A 24,046-nucleotide genomic window follows, 5' to 3' on the forward strand; every position below is an offset into this window, starting at 1 on the left:
AAGCTCAGGCCGCGCCCGGCCGGCCCAGCAGGCCATTCGGACGCAGCAGCATGACGGCCGCCATGGCGACATAGATCATCAGGTGTGCGCCCTCGGACCAGACCGTGCTCATCACGCTCTGTACGATGCCCACCAGGATGCCGCCGATCAGCGCCCCCCAGAAGCTGCCCAGCCCGCCGACCACCACCACCACGAAGGCAATCCCCAGCGCCTCCACCCCCATGAAGGGATCGGCGCCACGGATGGGCGCCGCCAGCGCGCCTGCCAGGCCGGCGGTGGCCGCCCCCAGCGCAAACACCAGGCTGAAGATGCGGTTGATGTTCAGGCCCAGCAGCGACACCATCTCGGTCGATTCCGAACCGGCGCGCACGATCGACCCCAGGCGCGTACCTTCCAGCACCCACCACAGCAGCAGCGCCATCACGGCGGTCAGGCCGATGACAAAGAGCCGGTACTTGGGATAGACGAAACCGCTCCACATCACCACCCCCTGCAGCACGTCGGGCGGCGAGACATTGTTGCCCAGCGGTCCCCAGACGGAAATCACCGCTTCCTGGATCACCAGGGCCATGCCAACCGTGAAGAGGATGTGGAAATGATGCGGCAGTGCATACACGTGGCGCAGCACGAAGCGCTCCACCACCCAGGCGAACAGGCCCACGGCCAGCGGGGCCAGCAGCAGCGACCACCAGAAGTTCAGCCCCAGGTCGGTGACCTGGAAGCACAGGTAGGCGCCCAGCAGGAAGAAGGCGCCATGCGAGAAATTGACGAAGCGCAGCAGGCCGAAGACGATCGACAGGCCCACCGCCAGCAGGAAGTAGAGCATGCCGATGCCTACGCCATTGGCGATCTGCAGCAGATAGATGTTCATGGAACCTCGTGAGGGGAACAAGGAAGTTCGGTAATGCCTCGATCACCGTTCGGGCCGAGTAGACCTGCAGGGTCGTATCGAAGGCGCTCCGTCCTGGTTGCGCCGGGCGTCGCGTCTTCGATACGCCGCTGGCGCGGCTACTCAGTCCGAACGGTTTCTGACTCGCTGAGCCTCAGGGCAAAGGTCATCACAGCTTGCACTGCGTCTTTTCCAGCGGCAGGAAGGACTTGCCGGAGGAGACGATATCCGCATAGTCGTTCTTGTTGGCCATCCTGGACTTGGCCTTGCCCTTGAGCAGGTAATAGTTCTTGATCACCTGGTGGTCGCCCTTGCGGATTTCCTCGGTACCGGTCAGGCCCTCGTACTTCATGCCTTCCATGGCCGCAATGACGGCCTTGGGGTCGGTGCTGTTGGCCTTGATGATGGCGTCCAGGATGATCTTGGTACAGATGTAGGAACCGGCCAGGCTGTAGTTCGGATCGATCTTCAGGTTGTCGTTGACCAGCTTGACGAATTCCTTGTTGAAGGGCGAATCGATGGCATGCCAATACTGCGCGCCGAAGTAGACGCCGTCGCAGATGTCCGCACCCAGGGTCTCGAACTGTTCCAGCCCCGAGGCCCAGGCCATGAGGATGGTGCAGTTGTTCTTCATGCCGAAGCTGACCGCCTGGCGCAGCGTGTCCGAGGACTGCGAGCCGAAGTTCAGCAGCAGCAGCACGTCCGGCTTGGCGGCCATGGCATTGGTCAGATAGCCGGAGAACTCCTTCTCGGTCAGCGAGTGGTAGCTGTTGCCGACGTGTTCGATGCCCTTTTCCTTGAAGATGTTCTTGGCCGCCGACAGCAGGCCTTCGCCGAATACGTACTGCGGCGTGATGGTGTACCAGCGCTTGGCGTTGGGCAGTTTTTCCAGCAGCGGACGCACGGTCTGTTCGATGGCACCGAAGGTCGGCACCGACCAGCGGAAGGTGGAGCGATTGCAGTCGCTGCCGGTGATCTCGTCGGCACCGGCGGTGGTGATGAAGACCGCACCGGCCTTGTCGGCTTCCTTGCCCATGGCCAGCGCCTCGCCGGAGAGGATGCCGCCGGCGAAGAAGCGGGTGCCCTTCTCGATGGTTTCCTGCATCTTGCGTACGGCCGTGGCCGGCTTGCCTTCGGTGTCGAGGTTGGTATAGCTGGTGTTCTTGCCCAGCACCTTGCCGTACTTCTGCAGGGCCAGCTTCATGCCCATGTCGGCGAACTTGCCGTTGGCCGCGAAGGGGCCCGACATCGGCACAGGACAGCCGAAGGCGATGCTCTCGGCCTGGGCAAACACATCGTGGTAGGTCAGTGCGCCGGGTGCGGCCAGGGCGGACAGTTTCAGGAAATTGCGACGGCTGATCATGCTTGTTTCTCCCTCGAAGCTAACGATTGACAGATGACAGACAGATGACATCCATGGAAATGCGCAACACTGCATTACTGCCCATCAACGCAATTTCCATGCCCATCGCTCCCATGAAACTTAGGAAATGATGGACATCGATGGATTGCGCAGACGTGAAGAAGCCACCGCCACAAACCGGCGGAAAAGCCTGGAACCATAGGGGTGTGCTGCCTTCCGAAAAGCGCGGAAAGCAGAGATCGTGATTGCAAAAAACGCAGCAGCGGCGCGCATTTGCGCCGCGTGGCGTGAGCCTGCATGAGGGCTCCTCCTGCCGCTCCGATGAGCGTGTCTCCAGATAGTTTGCCGTTGTCCCGTGCTGTCGGTGTGTGTCCACCGATCTGCCACGACGGTCTGTATTTTCTAAGCTTTTCGCCAGCGTATCTGCTTTTGGTGCAGGCCGCACTGACGATTCTTATCCTGTGGGTTCAGGGTCTCCTTGTTTGCACCAGCGGCTGACGTTTTCTGCACCATTGCTTGCGTGAGTTGCTTCATGCCATTCCTGGATGCTGCCTCAGCATACCTGCGCCTGCGTCCGCACAAAAGAAAAACGGCATGAAAATTTCATGCCGTCTGTCCTGTTTATTTCATCTGCGGGAAAGCGAATTCCGCACCTGCGCTGGCGGTATTGGGCCAGCGCTGCATCACCGCCTTGGCCCGGGTGTAGAAGCGCACGCCCTCCGGTCCGTACATGTGATGGTCGCCGAAGAGACTGCGCTTCCAGCCGCCGAAGCTGCTGAAGGCCATCGGCACCGGCAGCGGTACGTTCACCCCCACCATGCCGACCTCGATCTGGCGCACGAACTCGCGCGCCACGCCACCGTCGCGGGTATAGACCGCCACGCCATTGCCATACTCGTGGGCGTTGATCAGCTCCACCGCGCTGGCGATGTCGGGGCAGCGCAGCACGCACAGCACCGGGCCGAAGATTTCTTCCTTGTACACCGTCATTTCCGGCGTGACGTGGTCGAGCAGGGTGCCACCCACGAAGAAGCCCTTCTCGAAGCCCGGCACCTGATAGCCACGGCCATCCACCACCAGCGTGGCGCCTTCTTCGACACCACGGCCGATCAGGCCTTCGATGCGTTCCTTGGCGGCAGCCGTCACCACCGGACCCATCTCGGCACCGGCGGCCATGCCTTCGTTGATCTTGAGCTTGCCTGCGCGTTCGGCCAGGGCCGCCACCAGTTCGTCACCGGCGCTGCCGACGGCGACCGCCACCGAGATCGCCATGCAGCGCTCGCCAGCGGAGCCATAGGCCGCACCCATGAGGGCGTCCACGGCCAGCTGCATGTCGGCGTCGGGCATGACCACCATGTGGTTCTTGGCGCCGCCCAGGGCCTGCACGCGCTTGCCCTTGGCCGAGCCACGGGCATAGATGTATTCGGCAATCGGGGTCGAGCCGACGAAGCTGATGGCCTTGACCTGCGGGTGGTCCAGCAGGGCATCGACGGTCACCTTGTCGCCCTGGATGACGTTGAAGACGCCGTCCGGCAGGCCGGCTTCCTGCAGCAGGTCGGCAATCAGCAGCGCGGCCGAGGGGTCGCGTTCGGAAGGCTTCAGCACGAAGCAGTTGCCACAGGCGATGGCGATGGGGAACATCCACATCGGCACCATGGCCGGGAAGTTGAACGGCGTGATGCCGGCCACCACGCCCAGTGCCTGGCGCATCGACCAGGCGTCGATGCCACGGGCGATCTGGTCGGTGTATTCCCCCTTGAGCATCTGCGGAATGCCGGCAGCGAACTCGACGATCTCGATGCCGCGCGCCACTTCGCCCTGGGCGTCCGAGAAGGTCTTGCCGTGCTCGCGCACGATGATGCGGGCGAAGTCGTCGGCCCGTTGCTGGATCAGGTGCAGGAAGCGGAACAGCACCCGCGCCCGGGTCAGCGGCGGCGTATTGGACCAGGCCGGGAAGGCCGCTACGCCTGCCTTCACTGCGGCATCGACCTCATCGACCGTGCCCAGCGCCACCTGCGCCACCGGCACGCCCTGCGCCGGGTTGAAGACATCGGCGTAGCGCCCGCTCTTGGTATCGACGCGCTGGCCGCCGATGTAGTGTGCAATCTTTTCCATGAATCTTTCTTGCGTCGTAGTGAGGGATCAGGCCAGGGTCTTGAGGATGGCCGCCAGCTTGCCGAACAGTTCGTCGATCTGCTGCTTGTTGATGACCAGTGGCGGCGACAGGGCGATGATGTCGCCGGTCACGCGGATCAGGATGCCGTCGTTGAAGGCGCGCACGAAGGCGTCATAGGCACGGGCGCCGACGCGGCCCGGGATGGACGACAGTTCGATACCGGCGATCAGGCCGATGGTGCGCACGTCGATGACGTGCGGCAGGCCGCGCAGCGCGTGGGCCGCTTCCTGGAAGTAGTCGGCCACGGCCTGGGCATTGTCCAGCACGCCTTCGGTCTCGAACACGTCCAGCGAGGCCAGGCCGGCGGCGCAGGCCAGCGGGTGGCCGGAATAGGTGTAGCCGTGGAAGAGCTCGATGCCGTCCGGGCCGTTCATGAAGGCGTCGTGGATTTCCTTCTTCACGAACACCGCACCCATCGGCACCACGCCGTTGGTCAGGCCCTTGGCGGTGGTGAAGATGTCCGGTTCGACATCGAAATAGTCGGACGCGAAGGGCGTACCCAGGCGGCCGAAGCCGGTGATCACTTCATCGAAGATCAGCAGGATGCCGTGCTTGGTGCACAGCTCGCGCAGACGCTTGAGGTAACCCTTGGGCGGGATCAGCACGCCGGTGGAACCGGCCACCGGCTCGACGATGACGGCCGCGATGTTGGAAGCGTCATGCAGCGCGACGATGCGTTCCAGCTCGTCGGCCAGGTGCGCGCCGTATTCCGGCTCGCCCTTGGTGAAGGCATTCTTTTCCAGGTCATGGGTGTGCGGCAGGTGGTCCACGCCCTGCAGCAGCGCGGTGCTGAAGGTCTTGCGATTGCCACCGATGCCGCCCACCGACATGCCGCCGAAGCCCACGCCGTGGTAGCCGCGCTCGCGGCCGATCAGGCGGGTACGGGTGGCATTGCCCTTGGCGCGGTGATAGGCCAGCGCGATCTTGAGCGCCGTATCCACCGCTTCCGAACCGGAGCCGGTATAGAACACATTGGCAAAGCGGTTGCCGGTATAGGCCTTGAGGCGTTCGGCCAGTTCGAAGGCGCTGGGGTGACCCAGCTGGAAGGAGGGCGCGTAGTCCAGCGTGGCCACCGACTTTTGCACGGCCGAGACGATCTTGGGGTGGGCGTGGCCCAGCGGCACGCACCACAGGCCGGCGGTGCCGTCCAGGATGGCATTGCCGGCGTCGTCACGGTAATGCATGCCCTCGGCCGAGACCAGCATGCGCGGTGCGGCCTTGAAGTTGCGGTTGGCGGTAAAGGGCATCCAGTAGGCCGACAGGCTGGAAGGATGCGAATGATCTTGACTGGACATGGCAGGCACCGATGGAAAAGGTAAAAGGAGAAACCAGCAGGGAGTGCTTGATTATTGCCAGACACTGGCAGTATTGTTAGCTACACTTTTGATTTTGATCTGAAACTGTATTGTTCAGTGCGATAAACTGTATTGAGCTGTCCGCCGGGAACGACATTGCCCGGCCGACTGGCGTCGATGGCCCAGCAGCCTTTATTCAGAAGGGGAGGGGAGCACAATGGTGAGTCCGCCTCGCCGCCGTCGGCGGAGCAATACAGTTCAGGTTTTCACAACACACATCTTCCGATTGCAGCAATGCAGTGGACATCATGGGCCACATCCCGCCCGAAAGGATCAGCATGGCCAAGCTCCCGCGAGCGCCCCTGCAACTCGATCTGCAACGCAATACCGCAGGCCGCCTGGTCGAGCAGGTCGCCGACGGCCTGGCCGGGTTGATCGAGGCCGGCGAACTGCGCTCCGGCGAACGCCTGCCCTCGGTCCGGCAGTTCGCCCAGAGCCACGCCATCGGCGCCTCCACCGTGGTCGAAGCCTATGAACAACTGGTGGCACGCGGCATGTTGCTGGCACGCCGTGGCGCCGGCTTCTTCGTGGCCGCACGCGCTGGCCAGAGCGGAGCACGGGCGGTATTCGTGCCGCATGAACCGGTGATCGACTCGGCCTGGCTGCTCTCGGAAATGTTTGCCGACGAACGCGTGCCCATCAAGGCCGGTTGCGGCTGGCTACCCGGCAAGTGGCTCAACGACGAAGGCCTGCACCAGGCCGAGCGCCGCATCATCCGCTCGCCCGGCGCGCAGCAGGTGGGCTATGGTCACCCCTACGGCTATGCCCCGCTGCGCCAGCTGATCACGCAATTCCTCGGCCACTGGGCATTGGAGCTGGGCATCGAACAGGTGCTCACCACCCACGGTGCCACCCAGGCCCTGGACCTGGTCATCCGCACCATGACCCAGCCCGGCGACACCGTCATGATCGACGACCCCGGTTACTGCAACCTGATCGCCATGCTGCGCCTGGCCGGGCTGAACGTGATCGGCGTGCCGCGCACTCCGGGCGGGGTCGATACCGAGCAGCTGGAAACGCTGGCCCGGGCGCACCGGCCCAAGATGTTCTTCACCACCAGCGTGCTGCAGAACCCGACCGGCACCTCCTACACCCCGGCCTGCGCCATGCGCGTGCTGCAGGCGGCCGAGCGGCATGGCTTCTGGGTGGTGGAAGACGACATCTTCCGCGAACTCGGCCAGGCCACCGACCCCATGCTGGCCGCACTGGATGGCCTGCAGCGGGTGATCTACGTGGGCAGCTATTCCAAGACCATCGCGCCCTCGCTGCGGGTGGGCTACATCGCCTGCCAGCGCGAACTGGCGCGGCAGATCGTGCATACCAAGATGGTGCTGACGCTGACCAATTCGGAGATCAACGAACGACTGGTGCACAACGTCCTCACCGAAGGCCATCACCGGCGCCATGTGCAGACCCTCAATGCGACCCTGCTCAACGCCCAGGCCACCCTCAATGCCAAGTTGAGCGACGCCGGCCTGACACCTTTCACGCCGGCGCGTGGCGGCATGTTCACCTGGGCCACCATCGAGGGCTGCGACCTGTCGGCCCGCGAGATCGCCGACCGTGCCAGGCAGAAGGGCATCTGGCTGGCGCCAGGCGATTTCTTCCATCTGTCGGCACCGGACAAGACCAGCTTCCGCTTCAATGTGGGTTATGCGGATGTGCCGGAGTTGTTTGATTTCCTGCGGGGGCTGTAGGCCTTCTATCGTGCGCAACAGGAACCACTTGAAGCCGCGGGTGTAACCAGAACGGTCCCGGCCGCAAGGCACTATCGTACCGGCTTGTCCGTGCTGTCGAGCAGTGTCTCGATCTGCCTTGCCCGTCCCGGATCGATGCTGCCGCGCTCCAAGGCCAGGGGAATGTTGCGCAGTGCCAGCTTGCGGTACAGGTCGGCGGCGCTTGAATCCACATGCTCCAGCGAAGCCAGATGTTTCTGGATCGTTCCCATATCCCCACGTGCGATGCATCCCCCCATTCCTTTGGCCAGGCCGGCATCCTGCACGGCCGCCACGGTACCTCGCAGAAGCGGTATCAGGGCCGCCATGGACTGCCGCTCCGATGCGCCAAAGCCCGCCCACAGCTTGGCCCCCTCTTTCAACAGCGCGATCAGGAAGGGGCCGACATAATAGGCCGAGGCGTGATAGAGCGGGCGGATACCGGCGGGGAGCGGCAACGGGACGCATCCGATACTTTTCGCCAAGGACTCCAATGTCGCCAGCAAGCCTTCTTCGGCCTCAATCCCGACCGTGCATCCCGGCAGCCCGGCCAGGGCGACATCGGGATTGGCGAACATCTGCATGGGATGAAATCCTCCCACCAGGGCGCCGGCTTGCCTGGCGCTCACCAGGGCCGATACTTCCGTGGCGCCGGAGCAGTGAACGACGGCTGTCCCGGCTGCCCACGAAACCTCTTCACAGACCGGCCTGATCGCATCATCGCTCACGGTCAAGAAGACGAGGGAGGATAGTTCAGCGACTTCTTGAGGCGAGCCGGCCATGATGGGCTCGGGACAGCGCGCATGGAATTGGGCGAGATTGGCATCGCTTCTGCTATGCACCGCCGCGACGCGATGCCCCGCCTGGGCGAAGGCGGCCGCCAGCGTCTGGGCGACGCGGCCCGCTCCCACGAAGCCGATCCGCGAAAGCACATTCGCCGTTTGCATGGATTCTCCCTGATCGACGCCGCCAGTCATCGGGTTTCGCGGCAAATTGAAGCGCAACAGGTCGGCAAGGCCATGCGTGAAGCCTTGCGGAGTCCTCGACGACATGAAGACGGCCCGTTACCGCAGCTTTCATATAGTTGCGTAATACAACCATAGTCCAAGCAGGGCCGAATAGCAATGGCTTGGTTCGCTCAGGCGAGCTTTCGTACTTCGGTCGCGCTGGGGGGCAATCCGCCGCCGTCCCTGGCGGTCGGCTTCATCAGCGGAATCGGCTTGCCGGTGCGTTTGTCGATGAGCACCGAATGGCGTTCGCCGCGCTTGAACAGATGTTGCTCGCCCCATTGCCGTAGCGCCACCACGACGGGGAACAGGCTTTCGCCCTTGGCGGTGAGTACGTATTGCTGATAGGCCGTGCCATCCGAGGCGGCCTGCATGTCGAGGATGCCGGCTTCGACCAGCTTGCGCAGCCTGTCGGAGAGGATGTTGCGGGCCACGCCCAGATTGCGCTGCAGTTCGCCGAAGCGACAAGCGCCGTCGAAAGCATCGCGCACGATCAGCAAGGACCACCGATCCCCGATCACGTCGACGCTGCGCGCAACGGGACAGGGTTCGTCAGTCAGGACGCTATTGTTTGGCATGGCATCTCCCCGAGCCGGGACGGTGATCAATCTGGTTGCATTATAAAACCACATCATCTAGCATTCAATGAGTTTCGATTTGCAACCAGATTGGATGAATGCCATGATCAAGGATACTCCGGCGTCAGCGCCGAACCGAGTCGCTGCACCGGTCCGGCGCGCCAATATGCCGCGCAGCATGCTATGGCTGTTCGCCATCGCCAGCGGCCTGAGCGTGGCCAATGTCTATTACGCGCAACCGCTGCTCGATGCCCTTTCGAGAGACTTCGGCATCAGCCACGCTGCTATCGGCGGCGTCGTCAGCGCGACCCAGATCGGTTGCGCGGTGGCCTTGTTGCTGCTGGTGCCGCTGGGTGACCGGATGGATCGACGGCGTCTCATGGCGATACAGCTATTGGCGTTGGTGGTCGCGCTGGTGGTCGTCGGTCTGGCCCAGAGCGCGCCGGTCCTGTTGATCGGCGTCCTCGCCGTCGGCTTGCTGGGTACGGCGATGACACAGGGGTTGATCGCCTATGCCGCCAGCGCTTCGGCTGCGCATGAACGAGGGCGGGTTGTCGGCGCGGCACAAAGCGGTGTGTTCGTCGGTCTGCTGCTGGCCAGGGTCTATGCGGGAGGCGTCAGCGACCTCGCAGGCTGGCGCGGTGTCTACCTGACCGCTGCCGCGCTGATGCTGGCCATTGCCCTGCCGCTGTGGAGAAGGCTTCCGGCCCTGGCCGCCGTGCCCGACGAAATGGGCTATCTGCGTCTGATCGCTTCCATGCTCACGCTGCTGCTGCAGGAAAAGGTCCTGCAAGTCCGGGGTGTGCTGGCCATGTTGATGTTCGCCGCACTCAATATCTTCTGGAGCGCCCTGGTGCTGCCCTTGAGCGCGCCACCCTATGGGTTTTCACATACCGCCATCGGCGCCTTCGGCCTGGTCGGCGCCATCGGTGCACTGGCCGCCGCGCGTGCCGGGCAATGGGCCGACCGTGGACAGGGAGAGCGTACCAGTGCCGTCGCACTGGTACTCCTGCTGCTGGCCTGGTGGCCTCTGTCCTTGATGGCGTGGTCGCTGGTGGCGCTGGTGGTCGGCATCATCTTGCTCGACATAGGCGCGCAGGCGCTCCACGTCACCAGCCAGAGCATGATTTTCCTGACCCGGCGCGACGCCTACAGTCGCCTGATCGGTCTCTACATGCTGTTCTATGCCGTCGGCAGCGGTCTGGGAGCGATCGGCGCGACGGCCACCTATGCCCATGCGGGCTGGCAAGCGGTATGCCTGCTGGGTGCCGCGGTCAGCCTGCTGGCGTTGCTGTTCTGGTGGCTGACCCGACGGGTTTCATCCATGGCAGCCACCCATGCGCAAGATCGATAGCGCGGAAGTCCGGCTGCCCCAATGGCACCATGCTCTCATGCCCAGCAGCGCCAATGCCCACACTGCGCCGGGCCAGTGTGATGCGCCAGGGATGGCCAGCAGCATCAAACGACGACATTGGATACATCCACCAGATTTTCACGCAGGCGGGAAGCATCCCGTTTCGGCGGATGGCCGAACAATCGGGAATATTCACGGCTGAATTGCGATGGGCTTTCATATCCCACCGCGTAAGCGGTCCGGGTGGCGTCCACGTCAGAGGCCAGCAGACGTCGGGCCGCCTGCAGTCGCAGCGTCTTATGGTATTGCAGGGGGCTCATCGAGGTGGCCGCGCGGAAGTGGCGGTTGAAGGACGCAATGCTCATGCCAGCGATGTCGGCGACGGTCTTGATCGGGAAGGATTCATCGTAGTGATGACGCATCCAGTCGATCGCTTTTCTGACCTGCGTCAGTCGTCCCTCCTCGCGGCCGATTTGCCGCAGCAACGGTCCGTGCGGGCTTTGCAACAGCCGGTACATGAGCTCGCGCTCACGCGATGCGGCCAGCACGGCAATATCGTCCGGCGTATCCAGCAGGGCCAGCAAGTGGTCCCAGGCTTCAAGTACGTCGCGCGAGACCCGCTCGATGTTGAAGGCTGCCGGCTCTTTTTTGTGCGGGGCGGCCGGCATGTCGGCGATCAGGGAGGTGAGGATGCCGTGGTCCAGCGTCAGGCCGGTGCCGACGTAGGGCTGGTCGCCCTCCATCTCGAATATGCAACAGGTCGTCGGTAAATCGATCAGCGAAGCGAAGCAGGCGCCCGCACTGTAGCGCAGCATCTTCTTGTTCACCATCATCTGCTTGGCGCCCTGCAAGATCAGGCATACGCCGGCGCCGATGGCCATCATGCTCGGCTCCGCTTGCCGGAAGACGCCGACGGCCAGTCGCGGAATCGCTGTGTCCAGGCTCTTCCGGTCTTCGTGGCGCAGTACGCGGCGGCTCATTTGATGAAGGAGATCTTTCATATCTTCAGTGTGCCAGCTGAATCGGACATGTTCAATGAATTGAGCGGATCAGGCAATAAATTGCGCTGTTTTGGCGAAAATCCGTCAAGCCCAAAGCGTATCTTGGCAAGACGCATGCGGTGTCGCATGCCTCTGAACTCAACAGGAGAACATCTTGAACAGCGCACATTTCAACGCAAAATCGACAACGGATGAAGTATTGGCCGGCACGGACCTGCGCGGCAAACGGGTCTTCATCACGGGTGTCTCGGCAGGGCTGGGAATCGAGACGGCCCGCGCCCTCGTGGCCCATGGCGCCGACGTCATCGGCACCGTGCGCGACCTCGACAAGGCACGTGGCGCCACGCAGGTGGTGCGGGATGCGGCAGAAGCCTCAGGCGGCAGCCTTGAGATCATCCGGATGGACCTTGCCGATCTGGCATCGGTCCGAGCCGTGACCGACAGCATGGTCGCCACAGGAAAAACCTTCGACCTCGTCATTGCCAATGCCGGCATCATGGCCCCACCCTTCGGCGTGACGCCGGATGGCTTCGAGCTCCAGTTCGGCACCAATGTCCTGGGACACTTCGTATTGGTCCACCGGCTGGCACCGCTGATGGTAGCGGGAGCAAGACTGATCATGCTCTCCTCCAACGGGCACCGGTTCGGCGATGTCGATCTCGACGATCCGAACTTCACGCATACCCCTTACGATCCCTGGCTTGCATACGGCCGCTCCAAGACCGGCGACGCCTTGCTGGCCGTGGCCTTCGACGCGCGGCATCGACATCGTGGCGTGCGCGCGGCGAGCGTCCACCCGGGTGTCATCCTGACCGAGCTGACGCGCAATATCGCGCCTGAAGTGTTCGAGAGTGCCTTTGCCTCGATGCATGAACAACACCTGGCGCTGGGAAATGCGCCCTTCGAGGTCAAGACCCCCGCACAAGGCGCCGCGACGACACTTTGGGCCGGCGTCGTCGCGGATGCCGAGACCATCGGCGGACGTTACTGCGAAGACTGCGCAATCGCTGCCCCGCTTGCTGACGATGCCGTCGTCAGCGCTTTCAGCGCAGGCGTACGCCCGTATGCGCTCGATCCGGTACGTGCCGAGCAGTTATGGATCAAGTGCGCAGAACTGACGGGCGAAGTGTGATGAACAGGCGCAGCCAACTGTCTCACACGGCGACGGAACCACCATCGACGAACAACTCGACACCGGCGATGTAACTGCTCTCGGGCGATGCCAGGAACAGTACCGCACGTCCTACTTCATCCGGTTCCCCCAGGCGTCCTGCGGGGATTAGCTGCCTGAGTGCGTCCTCCACCCCAGGACGCGCTTCAAGGTAGTCACGCATCAGGCGGGTCTCGGTTCCTCCAGGCGCCACCACATTCACGCGGATCTGACGGTCCTTCAGATCCGCGGTCCAGCTGCGCGCAAAGGAGCGCACAGCGGCCTTGCTCGCGTTGTACAGCGATTGTCCCGGGAAGCCTTTGACCCCGGCCACGGAACCATTGAGGACAATTGCGCCACCTGACGACATCAAGGGCAGCGCCTTTTGCACACTGAACAGCAATCCGCGTACATTCAGATTGAAGATCTGATCGAAGTCCGCTTCATCGATCAGTCCCAGTGGCTTGGCATCGGCCGAGGCGGTCCCGGCGTTGGCGAAGAGCACGTCGACTCTTCCTTGCTCCGCCTGGATACGCGCGTAGAGGCGATCCAGATCGCCTGGATTGGCAGCATCCCCCGATACACCGACCGCACCATCGCCAATTTCCCTGACTGCCGCATCAAGTTTGTCGGCCCTGCGACCGGTCACATAGACCCGGGCGCCCTCGGCTGCGAACAGCTTGGCGGTGGCCAGGCCAATGCCTTCGCTGCCACCGGTGACCACCACAACCTTGTCGTCGAATCGCTTTGCCATCTCTGTCCCTTTCATAAGTGGAGAATTGCTCCACTTATTATGTGGAGATATCATCCACTTTTGCAAGCGCATTTGAATATGACGAACAAATTCCCCCTGACAGAAGAACCCTCGTTAAGGGCCGATGCCGCGCGCAATCGCGAGCGCATCCTTGCGGCAGCCGAAGAAGTGTTCCTGGAACGGGGAGCAGATGCCTCGCTCGACGACATCGCCAAGCGCGCCAAAGTCGGGATCGGCACGCTGTATCGCCGCTTTCCCACCCGGGAGGCGCTGCTTGCCGCAACCAACGATGAGCGCCTGATGGCGCTGGCCGAGGCGAGCCGGGGACGTGACGACAAGCTCGACCCCGATGCTTCCGTGCGCGCCTTCGTGAAGGATCTCGTGGCGCATGCGTCGCACTATCGGGGGCTGGCGGCGGCGCTGGGTACGGTCCTCAAGAGCGGTACGCCGGGTTGTCAAGCCAGCGGCGAGGAAGCGCAACGCCTGCTCTTGCGCGCACAAAAGGCGGGCGCCATTCGGCGGGACGTCTCGGTCGAGGATCTCGTCTGCATGGTGACTGCGATTTCCCTCAGCATCGAACAAGGCAGTGCGACAAAATCGCGGATCGCCCATTTGATCGACCTGTTCCTCGACGGCGTCGGCGTGCGGTGATCGGAGCGTTTCAGACCACGCGACGGAAAGCCTTCCAGACCATTTGACAGGACATCCACCATGACGTTTTCAGCACCAAGCGGCATCCGCGCCGTCGTCTTCGATTTCGGCGGCGTACTGTTCGACTGGAATCCCCAGCACCTGTATCGCCAGCTGATCGCTGATGAAGAAGAGCGCAACCATTTCCTCACCCACATCTGCTCACCCGAATGGAACGTACAGCAGGATGGTGGTCGCACGCTAGCCGATGCGACCGAGCTGCTGGTGCGGCAGCATCCGCAGCACGAAGCCTTGATCCGGGCCTTCTATGGTCGTTGGGTGGAAATGCTGCGCGGACCGCTCCCCGAGGGCGTGGCACTGCTGCGTGAACTGCATGCGCAGCAGGTGCCGGTGTTCGGCCTGACCAACTGGTCCGCCGAGACCTATCCGCATGCGCGGGACAATCACGACTTCATGCAGTTGTTCCTGGACATCGTCGTGTCAGGCGACGAGCGTTGCATCAAGCCCGAGCCGCGCATCTACCAGATCGCGCTGGAACGCTACGGTCGCCACCTGCCGGCGCTACAGCCGCAGCAGCTGGTCTTCATCGACGACGCGCAGAAGAATATCGATGCCTGCCGGGCGCTGGGCTGGCAGGGCATTCATCACGTCCAGGCGGAGCAGACCCGCTTGCAATTGCGCGCACTGGGCTTGCCGGTCTGACGGTCGTGTTCAGTCGCAGTGCCCGGTCTGCACATCGCATTGGAGCGGCGTGCTCTCCTGCGCTGGCGATGTCGTGCTGGTCGTGCCGGTTTCGTCACGCAGGTAGGCGGCCCACTGCTCGGGTTGCCCCAGCCAGCGACCGGTGTCCAGCACTTCCAGCGTATCGCCCCGCTGCAAGATGAAGGTGGGGAAGCCGCGTCCGCCGACGTAGTTCAGCAATTCACGGCTGGCCGCGATGTGGTTGTCCAGTTCTTCCTGCTCCACGCGCTGCAGTTCAGCGACGAAGGTGGCAGCGTCGACGCCCAGCGCCTGGGCCAGTTCGGTCAGCGTGCTCACCTCCGAAATCCGTCGTCCCTGCTGGTAATGGGCACGCTGGATGGCCGCCAGCATGTCCAGTCCGGCTGCCTCGCCCTGGATGGATTGCACCGCCAGCACGGCGGCTATCGGTGGCGCCGAATCGAAGACGGCATCGGTGTCCTTGAGCAGTCCATTGAAATAGTCCTCGCCGAATGCCTGTCCGGTCATCTGCGCGATGCGATGGTCGTGCGGCATCACGTAGTCGCGCAACTGCGCGTCGACGCGGCGGCGGTTGCGGCCGGCCATCATGCCGCCACCATGGGCCTGTACCGGCAGTACGGCGCGGGCTGCGGCCACCAGCGGCGCGGCCCCATAGCACCAGCCGCACAGCGGATCGTGGATGTAGTGGAGCACGGTGTCGTGAGCGGTGGCGGGGGTGGTCATGATGGGGTTCCTCTTGGATGAATCGATGTCGGGCCTGAGGATGTTTCACCATCAGGCCCGGGGTATTGCCTGGCTCAGTAGCCTACCGTGAAACGCGCGCGGACATGCTTCGGTTGTTCCAGTTCGTCCAGCAGGGCGACGGCGAAGTCTTCATAGGAGATCCAGCTCTTGCCATCGGCGCCGACCAGCAACTGGTCCTGGCCCAGGCGGAACTGGCCGGTGCGTTCGCCGGCGATGAACAGGGCCGAGGGCGACAGGAAGCTCCACTCCAGTTCCTGCTCGCCGCGCAGGACGTTCAGGAAATCACGGCCGCCGGCGGCTTCCGGCTTGTACTCTTCCGGGAATTCCGGAGTGTCGATCAGGGCTTTGCCAGGTGCGATTTCCAGGCTGCCGGCGCCGCCGACGATGGCCAGGCGCTTGACGCCCGCCGCCTTCACGGCCGGCAGCAGGTCGGCCGCGCCGAAGCTGGTGAAGCGGCCGCTGGAGACGACCACGTCGGCACCCTTGATGGCCGATGCCAGGCTGGTGGCGTCCTTGACGTCGGCCGCGACCACGGTCACGCCGGTGCGCTGGGCGATCTTGCCGGCATCGCGGGCGATGGCGACGAGATTGTGGCCGCGACGCAGGGCTTCGTCCACGATGCGGCTGCCGACATTGCCGGAGGCGCCGATGAGTGCGATTTTCATGAGGTTTCCTTTCGAGGTGGTGATGGGAGCACGAGGAGCGGCACAGGGTGTCGCACAGTCGCCATCATAGGATCGCTTTTGTTTTCGAAAAACAGCATAATCGATCACAGTTTGTTTCCAAAAACGTGCAGATCGAAAGGCGGCACCATGGATCGCTTGATGGCCATGCAGGTATTCGTGGCGGTGGTGGACGGCGGCAGCCTGTCGGCCGCGGCCGGGCAGCTGGACCTGTCGCGGCCGGTGGTGTCGCGCTATGTGGCTGAGCTGGAGGACTGGGTCGGGGCGCGCCTGCTGCACCGGACCACGCGGCGCCTGTCGCTCACGCCGGCCGGCAACGAGATATTGCCGCGTTGCCGGCAGATGCTGGAGTTTTCCGATGACATGCGCCATGCGCTGGACACGCCCGACGAAACCCCGCGTGGGCTTTTGCGCATCACCGCCAGCACCTCCTTTGCGCAGACCCAGCTGATCCAGGCGGTGGTCGACTACGGGCGCCGCTATCCCGGTGTGGCGGTGGACCTGCTGGCGCTGGACCGCACGGTGAACCTGGTGGAAGAACGCATCGACCTGGCCATCCGCATGACCAACCGGCTGGAACCCAACCTCATTGCCCGACCGCTGGGCGTGTGCCGCTCGATCATCTGCGCCGCGCCGGATTACCTGGCCCACCACGGCACCCCGCGCAAGGTGGAAGAACTGGCCCTGCACAATTGCCTGACCCACTCCTATGTGGGGCGTAGCCTGTGGCAGTTCGATCCGAAGAAGGCAACTGGAAAGGGCGGCAAGAAAAGGACAGCGCCGCAGAGCCAGAGCGTGGCCGTGGGCGGCAGCATCAGTGCCAATGAAGTGACGGTACTGCTGCAGGCGGTGCTGGCCGGAGTCGGTATCGGCCACATGCCGGCCTATGCCGTGGCGCCGCTGGTGGCCAGTGGCCGGCTGGTGCAGTTGCTGCCGGACTTCGAGCCGCTGCAGTTGGGGATGTATGGCGTCTACGCCTCGCGCAAGCATATGCCGGCGACCTTGCGCACCATGCTTGATTTCCTGGCCCAGCGCTTCGCCGGGCAACCGTTCTGAGCGGAGCAGGTCAGACCAGGGTCGGACCCGTTCAGGGGGTGATGCTGAGCAGCTTGTGTACCAGTTCGGAGGAGGTGGAGGCGGCGAACTTGCGCATCAGGCGGGCGCGATGCATTTCCACCGTGCGCGGGCTCAGTTCCACCTGGCGCGCAATGAGCTTGCTGGTCTTGCCTTCCACCAGCAGCGCGGCGATTTCGCGTTCGCGTGGCGTCAGGCCGGGCGCGATGGGGCGCTTGGCGCTCACGTCCTCGAAGGTCCAGATGCCGGCGGCATGCGGGTTGTCGCGGTTCAGGGCGTGGCCGGTGACATGGCACCAGAACATCTCGTCGTTGGAACGCTTCATGATGCGCTCGTCCGAATAGAACCCCTTTTCATTGAGGATGGGGACCAGGCGCAGGCCGGTGCGTTCGAACTCGTCGGCGGTGGGATAGATTTCCTGGAAGGACGTCTGCCGCAACTGTTCCACCTCATAGCCGAACATCGCCGCCATCGCCAGGTTGCCCTGCTGGATGATGCGATTGTGCGAGACGCACATGCCGATGGGCGCGTGCATGAAAACCTGTTCGAAGTCGATGGCAAGTGGCTGGGTCATGAGTAATGCTGCGCGATGTGCCGTAAGTAGCCGGCAAGGTCCCTCGAACCCGGCGCACCGCCCCTGCGGTCGATGTTATGCTGCATTGCGCCAGGTATTTTTACCGTATTGTATGGCTTATTTCACCTGACCTATGATAATTGGCGCTAATCGGAGCCCGGCATTGCCATGGCGCAGCGCGAAAGAGAAGCTCCGATGCCATCCCTGTTTGAGCTGGTATCCCCACCAGCAGCTTGCAACCCTGCTCGCAAGACAAGAGCCGAAAGGAGACTCGTGAACAAAGTGTATCCAGACGCGGCCACCGCGTTGAAAGACATCGTCAAGGACGGTCAGACCATTGCGGTCGGCGGCTTTGGCCTGTGTGGCATCCCCGAGGCGTTGATCGCCGCCCTGCGTGATTCGGGCGCGCAGAACCTGACCGCCATTTCCAACAACGCCGGGGTCGATGGTTTCGGCCTGGGCCAGTTGCTGTCCACCCGCCAGATCAAGAAGATGATCGCCTCCTACGTGGGCGAGAACAAGGAGTTTGAACGCCAGTACCTGGCCGGCGAACTGGAGCTGGAATTCACCCCGCAGGGCACGCTGGCCGAGAAGCTGCGCGCCGGCGGTGCCGGTATCCCCGCCTTCTTCACCAAGACCGGTGTCGGTACCCTGGTGGCCGAGGGCAAGGAAGTGCGCGAATTCGACGGTGAGCGCTATGTGATGGAGCGTTCGCTGGTGGCCGACGTGTCGCTGGTGAAGGCGCAGAAGGCCGACAAGGCCGGCAACCTGGTCTTCAACAAGACCGCCCGCAACTTCAACCCCAATGTCGCCATGGCCGGCAAGGTCACCGTGGTGGAAGTGGAAGAACTGGTGGAAGTGGGGCAACTCGATCCGGACCAGATCCACACCCCCGGCATCTTCGTGCATCGCATCGTGGTCAACGCCACGCCCGAGAAGCGCATCGAACAACGCACCGTGCGCGCATAAGAGGAGACACGACAAAATGGCATGGACCCGAGATGAAATGGCTGCCCGCGCAGCCAAGGAACTGCAGGACGGCTTCTACGTGAACCTGGGCATCGGCTTGCCCACCCTGGTGGCCAACCACGTTCCCAACGATATCGAAGTATGGCTGCAGTCCGAGAACGGCCTGCTGGGCATCGGTCCCTTCCCCACCGAAGACCAGGTCGACGCCGACCTGATCAACGCCGGCAAGCAGACCGTGACGACCATCCCTGGCTCGTCCTTCTTCAGTTCGGCCGATTCCTTCGGCATGATCCGTGGCGGCAAGATCAACATCGCCATCCTGGGCGCGATGCAGGTCTCGGCCAAGGGTGACCTGGCCAACTGGATGATCCCCGGCAAGATGGTCAAGGGCATGGGCGGTGCGATGGACCTGGTGGCCGGTGTCGGCCGCGTGGTGGTCCTGATGGAGCACGTGGCCAAGGCCAAGGACGGCAGCACATCCAGGAAGATCCTGAACGACTGCAACCTGCCGCTGACCGGCGTGGGCGTGGTCAACCGCATCATCACCGACCTGGGCGTGATCGACGTCACCCCCGGTGGCCTGAAGCTGATCGAACTGGCTTCCGGCGTCACCAAGGAAGAAGTGATCGAGAAGACCGAAGCACCGCTCGACGTGAGCGAGGTCTGAGCGAGGTCTGAGCGAGGTCTGCGCGAGGTCTGCGTGAGGTCTGCATTAGCGCCGAACGATCGGCCTGACGCTGCATCGCAATGAACAAGGGCGCCGTGAAAACGGCGCCCTTTTTTCTTAGTGCAGGCCATGCCGCCCGTGCGCTTCAATCCGCCATGCTGACCCGCACCGCATTGCGGCCGTCCCGCTTGGCCCGGTAGAGCGCGGCATCGGCGGCGTTGAGCACGTCTTCCACACGATGATGATGAGCGCGCTGCAGCGTGGCCACGCCCACGCTGATGGTCACCACCCGCAACGGGCTGCTGGCATGTACGATCAGGCGGCTGTAGACCGCGTCGCACAGGCGTTGTGCCATCAGGCGCGCACCTTCGGTGTCGGTCAGCTCCAGCAGCACCACGAATTCCTCGCCGCCATAGCGGCCCGCGCAGTCGGTATGACGCGGCAGGTTGTCGCTGATGGTCTTGGCCACCTCCTGCAGCACGCCATCGCCCAGCTTGTGGCCATAGGTATCGTTATAGGGCTTGAAGTAATCCACATCGATGAACAGCACCGAGAAGGTCGAGTTCAGATTGCGCCGGCAGCGCTCCCAGGCCGCCTGCAGGGCCTCGTCCAGGGCGCGTCGGTTGAGCAGGCCGGTCAGGCCGTCGGTCTGGGCCAGCTCTTCCAGGCGCCGCTCGATGGTCACGCGCCGGCGCAGTTCCTGGCGCACGTGCGACAGCAGATAGGCCAACAGCAGGGCAAAGATGAACAGCGAGATGATTACCGCATAGAGGGTCTTGCGCCAGTTCTTGAAAATGGCCTGTTCGGCATAGCCCACGAAGACGATCAGCGGTGAGTCGGGAATGCGGCGGAAGGTATAGAGCCGTTCCACGCCATCACTGTTGGCACGGGCGAAGAAGCTGCCCTCCTCGTGCCGCAGTGCGCTCTGGATGCGCTGGAAGTTGGAACTGCCACTCAGGTCGCGACCGATGATCTGCTCGTTGTACGGAATGCGCATGTAGGCCACGCCATCGTCCGAATACAGCGAGATCACGCCATCGGCACCCAGCGAAAGTCCTTCGAACAGTTCGCGGAAATAGCTCAGGTTCAGCGCCATGACGACGATGCCGCCAAAGCTGCCGTCTTCATTGAACAGGCGTTTGGACAGCACCACCACGCGTACATCGTTGCCCAGGTTGGGCAGGTTGGCCAGGATGGGTTTGGAGACATACAGCCCCGCATTGGCTGAATCGCGATGCACGGTGAAATAGGCGCGGTCGGCGTAGTTGGGCGCGGCATCACCCTGGCGACGACGCGAGCTGGCCTGAACCCGGCCATTGGCATCGATGATCGCCATCACCGAGATATGGCTGACATTGGCGGTACTGCCGAACAGGTAGGCATAGCGCTGGGCGTCATTGAGGCGCGCAGCGCCCAGGGGATGCTGGTAGCGGTAGGCCAGCGTATCGAGCGACAGCGACAGCACTTCCATGTTGCGCGAGATTGCCCGCTGGGCGATCAGGGTCACGTTGCCGGCATTGTCCACGGCCCCCAGGCGCGTCTGGCGATAGCTCTGGTAGAGCGTGCTGGCACACATGGCGATCACCATCAGCATGGCGATGCCCAAGACCACCACCAGATATTTCTTTAACTGCTTGATTTTATTTCCCCCTGCTTCACCCAGGCGCAATTAACGCATAAAGCAAAAAGAGCTTCCATCTTGATCGGTGGCAACGTGATTGAGTTGCAACAAAAGATGAACCGCCATCCCGGCGTTCCTGTCAGATGGCTTATCACCGGTAAAGCTTCGTGCTTAAATGCGAGCGCCATGAAAGGCGACATGCCAGCCGGCACCGGAGGCCTCCTGAACATCAAGAACACCATCAAACGCGACCTGGTCATCCTGTGGGCCTTCATTGCCCTGATCGCGCTCGTGCTGGCTTTCCTGCTGCTGCAGCTGAGCCGGCAGGGTGCCGCCTCGCAGATCAGCCAGGCCACCGGCCAGGCCGCGGTGAGCTGCACCGCCATGAGCGCCGGACTGGCGCATGCGCTTTCCACCCATACTTCCAGCCCTCCCTCTTCCTCTTCCTCTTCCTCTGTCCTCAGCACACCCCAGGCGCCCAATGCCGACGGCCTGCCCGCGCGCTCGCTGATGCAGGCCGTGATCGACCTGTCCCTGCGCGATCAGGCCGGGGTGGAGGGCGGCTTCTGGCACCCGCAACAGGACGTGGTGGCCTATGCCTTTCCCACCTATGACGGCAGCGGCATCAAGCGCGACCCGCCAGGCGCGGAAATGGAACGCATCGTCTCGATCGCCCAGCGCGCCCTCGATGGCGCGGCCACCGTGAGCGATGTGCGCCCCGGCCTGCGCGAGGCGGTGGTGTTCGCCGCCTGCCCGGTCAACTTCAAGGGTGTGTCGCTGGCGGCCTGGACGCTCAAGCGCGTGCCGGTGATGAGCGCCGGCGTGCTCAACCAGTTGCTGGTGGCCATTGCGCTGTTGCTGGGTTTCGTCATTGTCAGCGGGGTCTGGCTGGGGAGCACTCTGAGCCGCTGGCGTGGGCAGTCCGAGCGTCTGTCGCACCAACTCGCGCATGCCGAGCGCCTGGCCACGCTGGGCCGGGTGGCGGCCGGCATGGCCCATGAAATCCGCAATCCCATCGGCGCCATGCGCATGAAGGCCGAGAACGCCCTGGCCGCGCCGGCCCAGGTGCGCGAGGCGCGGGTGACCGGTGCGCTGGAAATGGTGGTCAGCCAGACCGAGCGGCTCGACGCACTGGTGGCCAGCCTGCTGGCCCTGGCCCAGCCCTTCCAGGTACAGCGCCAGCGCATCGATCTGGCGGCCTGGATCGAGGAAAGGCACCAGGCCCATGCCGAGCTGGCCGAGAAGAAGCAACTGCAGCTGGGCACTACACTGGATCTGCCCAGCTTCGCCTCGGGGCTGTCAACCAGTGCGCTGGACCCGGTGCAGATGGCACGCGCGCTGGACAATCTGCTGCTCAATGCGCTGGCCCACTGCGAGGCCGGCGGCCGTATCGACATCGGCGCCCGGCTTGGCGCGGATGGCCGCCTGCAGCTCTGGGTGGCCGATGACGGCCCCGGTGTCGCGCCCGAACTGCGCGAGAGCCTGTTCGATCCCTTCGTCAGCCAGCGCAGCGGCGGTACCGGTCTGGGACTGGTGCTGGTGCGCGAAATCGTGCATGCCCATGGCGGCAGCATCACCCTGGCCGCCACCGAGCGTGGCGCCCGTTTCGATATGGAGTTGCCATGGCGCGCATCCTGATCGTCGATGACGACGTCGCCTTTCGCAGTAGCCTGGCCGAGACCGTCGGCGATCTCGGCCATGAGGTGCTGGAGGCCGGCAGCACCGCCGCCGGCCTGCGCCTGCTCTCGGCCCATGCCATCGATGCCGCCATCGTCGATCTGCGCATGCCGGAGGAAGATGGCCTGGTCTTCCTGCAGCGCGCCCCGGCCATCGCCGCCATTCCCTGCATCATGCTCACCGCCTATGCCAGCGGCGACAACACCATCGAAGCCATCCGCCTGGGCGCCTTCGACCACCTGACCAAACCGGTCCCGCGCACGGCGCTGGTGGAGACCCTGGAACGTGCCTTGCGCCAGAGTACCTCCGCCTCCGATTCTTCAACTGCGCCGGACGCGGCCAGCGCCGCTGCCAGCGAGCGCAACCAGCTGGTGGGTGACAGCGAAGCCATGCGCCAGGTCTTCAAGCAGATCGGCCGTGCTGCCACCAGCGACGCCACCGTGCTGATCCTGGGCGAAACCGGCACCGGCAAGGAGCTGGTGGCACGCGCCCTGCATCGCAATGGCAGCCGCGCAGGGCGTGCCTTCGTGGCGGTCAACTGTGCGGCGATCCCGGCCGAGCTGATCGAAAGCGAACTGTTCGGCCACGTCAAGGGTGCCTTCAGCGGGGCCACCCAGCATCGCATGGGACGCTTCCAGGAAGCCGATGGCGGCACCCTGTTCCTGGACGAGATCGGCGACATGGCCCTGCCGACCCAGGCCAAGATTCTGCGCGTGCTGCAGGAGCGGGAATTGACGCCGGTCGGCGGCAGCCAGTCGCTGCGGGTGGATGTGCGGGTGATCGCCGCCACCCACCGCGACCTGCCGCAGGAGATTCGCGAGGGGCGCTTCCGGGAAGACCTGTGGTATCGCCTGCAGGTGGTACCGATCATGGTGCCGCCGCTGCGCGAGCGGCCCGGCGACATCCTGGCCATTGCCGAACATTTCCTGCGCCAGCAGGCTGGCGACAGCCCCAAGCGCATCAGCGCGGCGGCCGCGCGACGCTTGCTGCAGCATGCCTGGCCGGGCAATGTGCGCGAGTTGCGCAATACCATGGAACGGGCGGCGGTAATGAGTCACGGCAACTGCATCGAGGCCGAACACATTGCCTTGCCGAGCCTGTCTGCCACCAGTCCGGCGCAGGGCATGCAGATCGACTGGGATGGTCCGCTGGCGGCGGCGGTGGCACAGGTGGAGCGGCTGATGCTGGAGCGCGCATTGGCCGCGGCCAACGGCAACCGCGCCGAAGCCGCCCGCCGGCTGGGTATTTCGCGCCAGCAGCTGTATCGCAAGCTGGAAGAAGCGGGGCCGCCAGGTAGCTAGCGGCCTCACGGAAGGTACCTGGT

22 protein-coding genes are annotated in these 24,046 nt (G+C 63.7%); 10 read left to right on the top strand and 12 right to left on the bottom strand.

The window, feature by feature from the left end; genetic code table 11:
• Positions 1 to 4 precede the first annotated feature (4 nt).
• The 4 genes from ACEOAC_RS01775 to ACEOAC_RS01790 all read right to left on the bottom strand — a co-directional run bounded on the left by ACEOAC_RS01775 (position 5) and on the right by ACEOAC_RS01790 (position 5,723).
• Entirely contained in the window at positions 5 to 871 is an 867-nt protein-coding gene (locus ACEOAC_RS01775) for a branched-chain amino acid ABC transporter permease (protein WP_006461126.1), read from the bottom strand.
• A gap of 187 nt (positions 872 to 1,058) precedes the next feature.
• Positions 1,059 to 2,252, bottom strand: coding sequence for an ABC transporter substrate-binding protein (locus ACEOAC_RS01780; protein ID WP_413444009.1), 1,194 nt, complete (start codon positions 2,250 to 2,252; stop codon positions 1,059 to 1,061).
• 621 nt (positions 2,253 to 2,873) lie between these two features.
• The gene (locus tag ACEOAC_RS01785) at positions 2,874 to 4,367 is read right to left on the bottom strand and encodes a CoA-acylating methylmalonate-semialdehyde dehydrogenase (protein WP_413444008.1); all 1,494 of its coding nucleotides are present in this window, start codon (positions 4,365 to 4,367) and stop codon (positions 2,874 to 2,876) included.
• Positions 4,368 to 4,394: 27 nt separating this feature from the next.
• A complete protein-coding gene (locus ACEOAC_RS01790; protein ID WP_182993334.1) occupies positions 4,395 to 5,723 on the bottom strand; it encodes an aspartate aminotransferase family protein in 1,329 nt (442 codons plus the stop codon).
• A gap of 338 nt (positions 5,724 to 6,061) precedes the next feature.
• Here ACEOAC_RS01790 and ACEOAC_RS01795 point away from each other — a divergent pair, with 338 nt between their 5' ends.
• Positions 6,062 to 7,480: a PLP-dependent aminotransferase family protein gene (locus ACEOAC_RS01795; RefSeq protein WP_413444007.1), complete on the top strand. Its 1,419-nt coding sequence runs from the start codon at positions 6,062 to 6,064 to the stop codon at positions 7,478 to 7,480.
• 71 nt (positions 7,481 to 7,551) lie between these two features.
• Here the strand turns inward: ACEOAC_RS01795 and ACEOAC_RS01800 are convergent, their stop codons facing one another.
• Entirely contained in the window at positions 7,552 to 8,550 is a 999-nt protein-coding gene (locus tag ACEOAC_RS01800) for a Rossmann-like and DUF2520 domain-containing protein (RefSeq protein ID WP_413444006.1), read from the bottom strand.
• A gap of 86 nt (positions 8,551 to 8,636) precedes the next feature.
• Positions 8,637 to 9,083, bottom strand: coding sequence for a winged helix-turn-helix transcriptional regulator (locus ACEOAC_RS01805; protein ID WP_006461133.1), 447 nt, complete (start codon positions 9,081 to 9,083; stop codon positions 8,637 to 8,639).
• Between the two features lie 94 nt (positions 9,084 to 9,177).
• Between ACEOAC_RS01805 and ACEOAC_RS01810 the strand changes: the two genes are divergently transcribed.
• Positions 9,178 to 10,437, top strand: coding sequence for an MFS transporter (locus ACEOAC_RS01810; protein ID WP_413444005.1), 1,260 nt, complete (start codon positions 9,178 to 9,180; stop codon positions 10,435 to 10,437).
• Positions 10,438 to 10,541: 104 nt separating this feature from the next.
• Here the strand turns inward: ACEOAC_RS01810 and ACEOAC_RS01815 are convergent, their stop codons facing one another.
• A complete protein-coding gene (locus tag ACEOAC_RS01815; protein ID WP_413628656.1) occupies positions 10,542 to 11,438 on the bottom strand; it encodes an AraC family transcriptional regulator N-terminal domain-containing protein in 897 nt (298 codons plus the stop codon).
• Between the two features lie 154 nt (positions 11,439 to 11,592).
• Between ACEOAC_RS01815 and ACEOAC_RS01820 the strand changes: the two genes are divergently transcribed.
• A complete protein-coding gene (locus tag ACEOAC_RS01820) occupies positions 11,593 to 12,570 on the top strand; it encodes an SDR family NAD(P)-dependent oxidoreductase (protein WP_413444004.1) in 978 nt (325 codons plus the stop codon).
• A gap of 22 nt (positions 12,571 to 12,592) precedes the next feature.
• On the opposite strand, the gene ACEOAC_RS01825 is transcribed toward ACEOAC_RS01820, so the two are convergent.
• Entirely contained in the window at positions 12,593 to 13,342 is a 750-nt protein-coding gene (locus ACEOAC_RS01825; RefSeq protein ID WP_413444003.1) for an SDR family NAD(P)-dependent oxidoreductase, read from the bottom strand.
• A gap of 78 nt (positions 13,343 to 13,420) precedes the next feature.
• Between ACEOAC_RS01825 and ACEOAC_RS01830 the strand changes: the two genes are divergently transcribed.
• Both ACEOAC_RS01830 and ACEOAC_RS01835 read left to right on the top strand, forming a co-directional pair.
• Complete coding sequence (locus tag ACEOAC_RS01830; RefSeq protein WP_413444002.1) at positions 13,421 to 13,993, top strand: TetR/AcrR family transcriptional regulator; 573 nt, start codon at positions 13,421 to 13,423, stop codon at positions 13,991 to 13,993.
• 60 nt (positions 13,994 to 14,053) lie between these two features.
• Positions 14,054 to 14,695: an HAD family hydrolase gene (locus ACEOAC_RS01835; RefSeq protein WP_413444001.1), complete on the top strand. Its 642-nt coding sequence runs from the start codon at positions 14,054 to 14,056 to the stop codon at positions 14,693 to 14,695.
• Positions 14,696 to 14,704: 9 nt separating this feature from the next.
• Here the strand turns inward: ACEOAC_RS01835 and ACEOAC_RS01840 are convergent, their stop codons facing one another.
• Positions 14,705 to 15,436 (bottom strand): DsbA family protein, encoded by a 732-nt coding sequence (locus ACEOAC_RS01840; RefSeq protein ID WP_413444000.1) that lies wholly within the window; start codon positions 15,434 to 15,436, stop codon positions 14,705 to 14,707.
• Positions 15,437 to 15,510: 74 nt separating this feature from the next.
• Positions 15,511 to 16,122: an NAD(P)-dependent oxidoreductase gene (locus ACEOAC_RS01845; protein WP_413443999.1), complete on the bottom strand. Its 612-nt coding sequence runs from the start codon at positions 16,120 to 16,122 to the stop codon at positions 15,511 to 15,513.
• Positions 16,123 to 16,269: 147 nt separating this feature from the next.
• Here ACEOAC_RS01845 and ACEOAC_RS01850 point away from each other — a divergent pair, with 147 nt between their 5' ends.
• The gene (locus ACEOAC_RS01850) at positions 16,270 to 17,196 is read left to right on the top strand and encodes a LysR family transcriptional regulator (RefSeq protein WP_241812973.1); all 927 of its coding nucleotides are present in this window, start codon (positions 16,270 to 16,272) and stop codon (positions 17,194 to 17,196) included.
• A gap of 31 nt (positions 17,197 to 17,227) precedes the next feature.
• Here ACEOAC_RS01850 and ACEOAC_RS01855 read toward each other — a convergent pair whose 3' ends face one another.
• Positions 17,228 to 17,788 carry a PAS and helix-turn-helix domain-containing protein gene (locus ACEOAC_RS01855; RefSeq protein ID WP_006461143.1) on the bottom strand — a complete coding sequence of 187 codons (561 nt, stop codon included), beginning with the start codon at positions 17,786 to 17,788 and terminating at the stop codon, positions 17,228 to 17,230.
• A gap of 273 nt (positions 17,789 to 18,061) precedes the next feature.
• On the opposite strand from ACEOAC_RS01855, the gene ACEOAC_RS01860 reads away from it, so the two are divergent.
• Together ACEOAC_RS01860 and ACEOAC_RS01865 are read left to right on the top strand one after the other, a co-directional pair.
• The gene (locus ACEOAC_RS01860) at positions 18,062 to 18,757 is read left to right on the top strand and encodes a CoA transferase subunit A (protein WP_006461144.1); all 696 of its coding nucleotides are present in this window, start codon (positions 18,062 to 18,064) and stop codon (positions 18,755 to 18,757) included.
• Between the two features lie 16 nt (positions 18,758 to 18,773).
• Positions 18,774 to 19,424: a 3-oxoacid CoA-transferase subunit B gene (locus ACEOAC_RS01865; protein ID WP_006461145.1), complete on the top strand. Its 651-nt coding sequence runs from the start codon at positions 18,774 to 18,776 to the stop codon at positions 19,422 to 19,424.
• A gap of 145 nt (positions 19,425 to 19,569) precedes the next feature.
• Here the strand turns inward: ACEOAC_RS01865 and ACEOAC_RS01870 are convergent, their stop codons facing one another.
• Positions 19,570 to 21,093 carry a diguanylate cyclase gene (locus ACEOAC_RS01870; RefSeq protein WP_413443998.1) on the bottom strand — a complete coding sequence of 508 codons (1,524 nt, stop codon included), beginning with the start codon at positions 21,091 to 21,093 and terminating at the stop codon, positions 19,570 to 19,572.
• Positions 21,094 to 21,243: 150 nt separating this feature from the next.
• On the opposite strand from ACEOAC_RS01870, the gene ACEOAC_RS01875 reads away from it, so the two are divergent.
• Both ACEOAC_RS01875 and ACEOAC_RS01880 read left to right on the top strand, forming a co-directional pair.
• A complete protein-coding gene (locus tag ACEOAC_RS01875; protein WP_413628657.1) occupies positions 21,244 to 22,683 on the top strand; it encodes a sensor histidine kinase in 1,440 nt (479 codons plus the stop codon).
• Positions 22,668 to 24,023 (top strand): sigma-54-dependent transcriptional regulator, encoded by a 1,356-nt coding sequence (locus tag ACEOAC_RS01880; protein ID WP_413628658.1) that lies wholly within the window; start codon positions 22,668 to 22,670, stop codon positions 24,021 to 24,023. Before ACEOAC_RS01875 ends, ACEOAC_RS01880 begins: the two co-directional genes overlap by 16 nt.
• Positions 24,024 to 24,046: the final 23 nt, after the last annotated feature.

Source organism: Herbaspirillum frisingense (assembly GCF_047325095.1).
Taxonomy (GTDB): Bacteria; Pseudomonadota; Gammaproteobacteria; order Burkholderiales; family Burkholderiaceae_D; genus Herbaspirillum; species Herbaspirillum frisingense.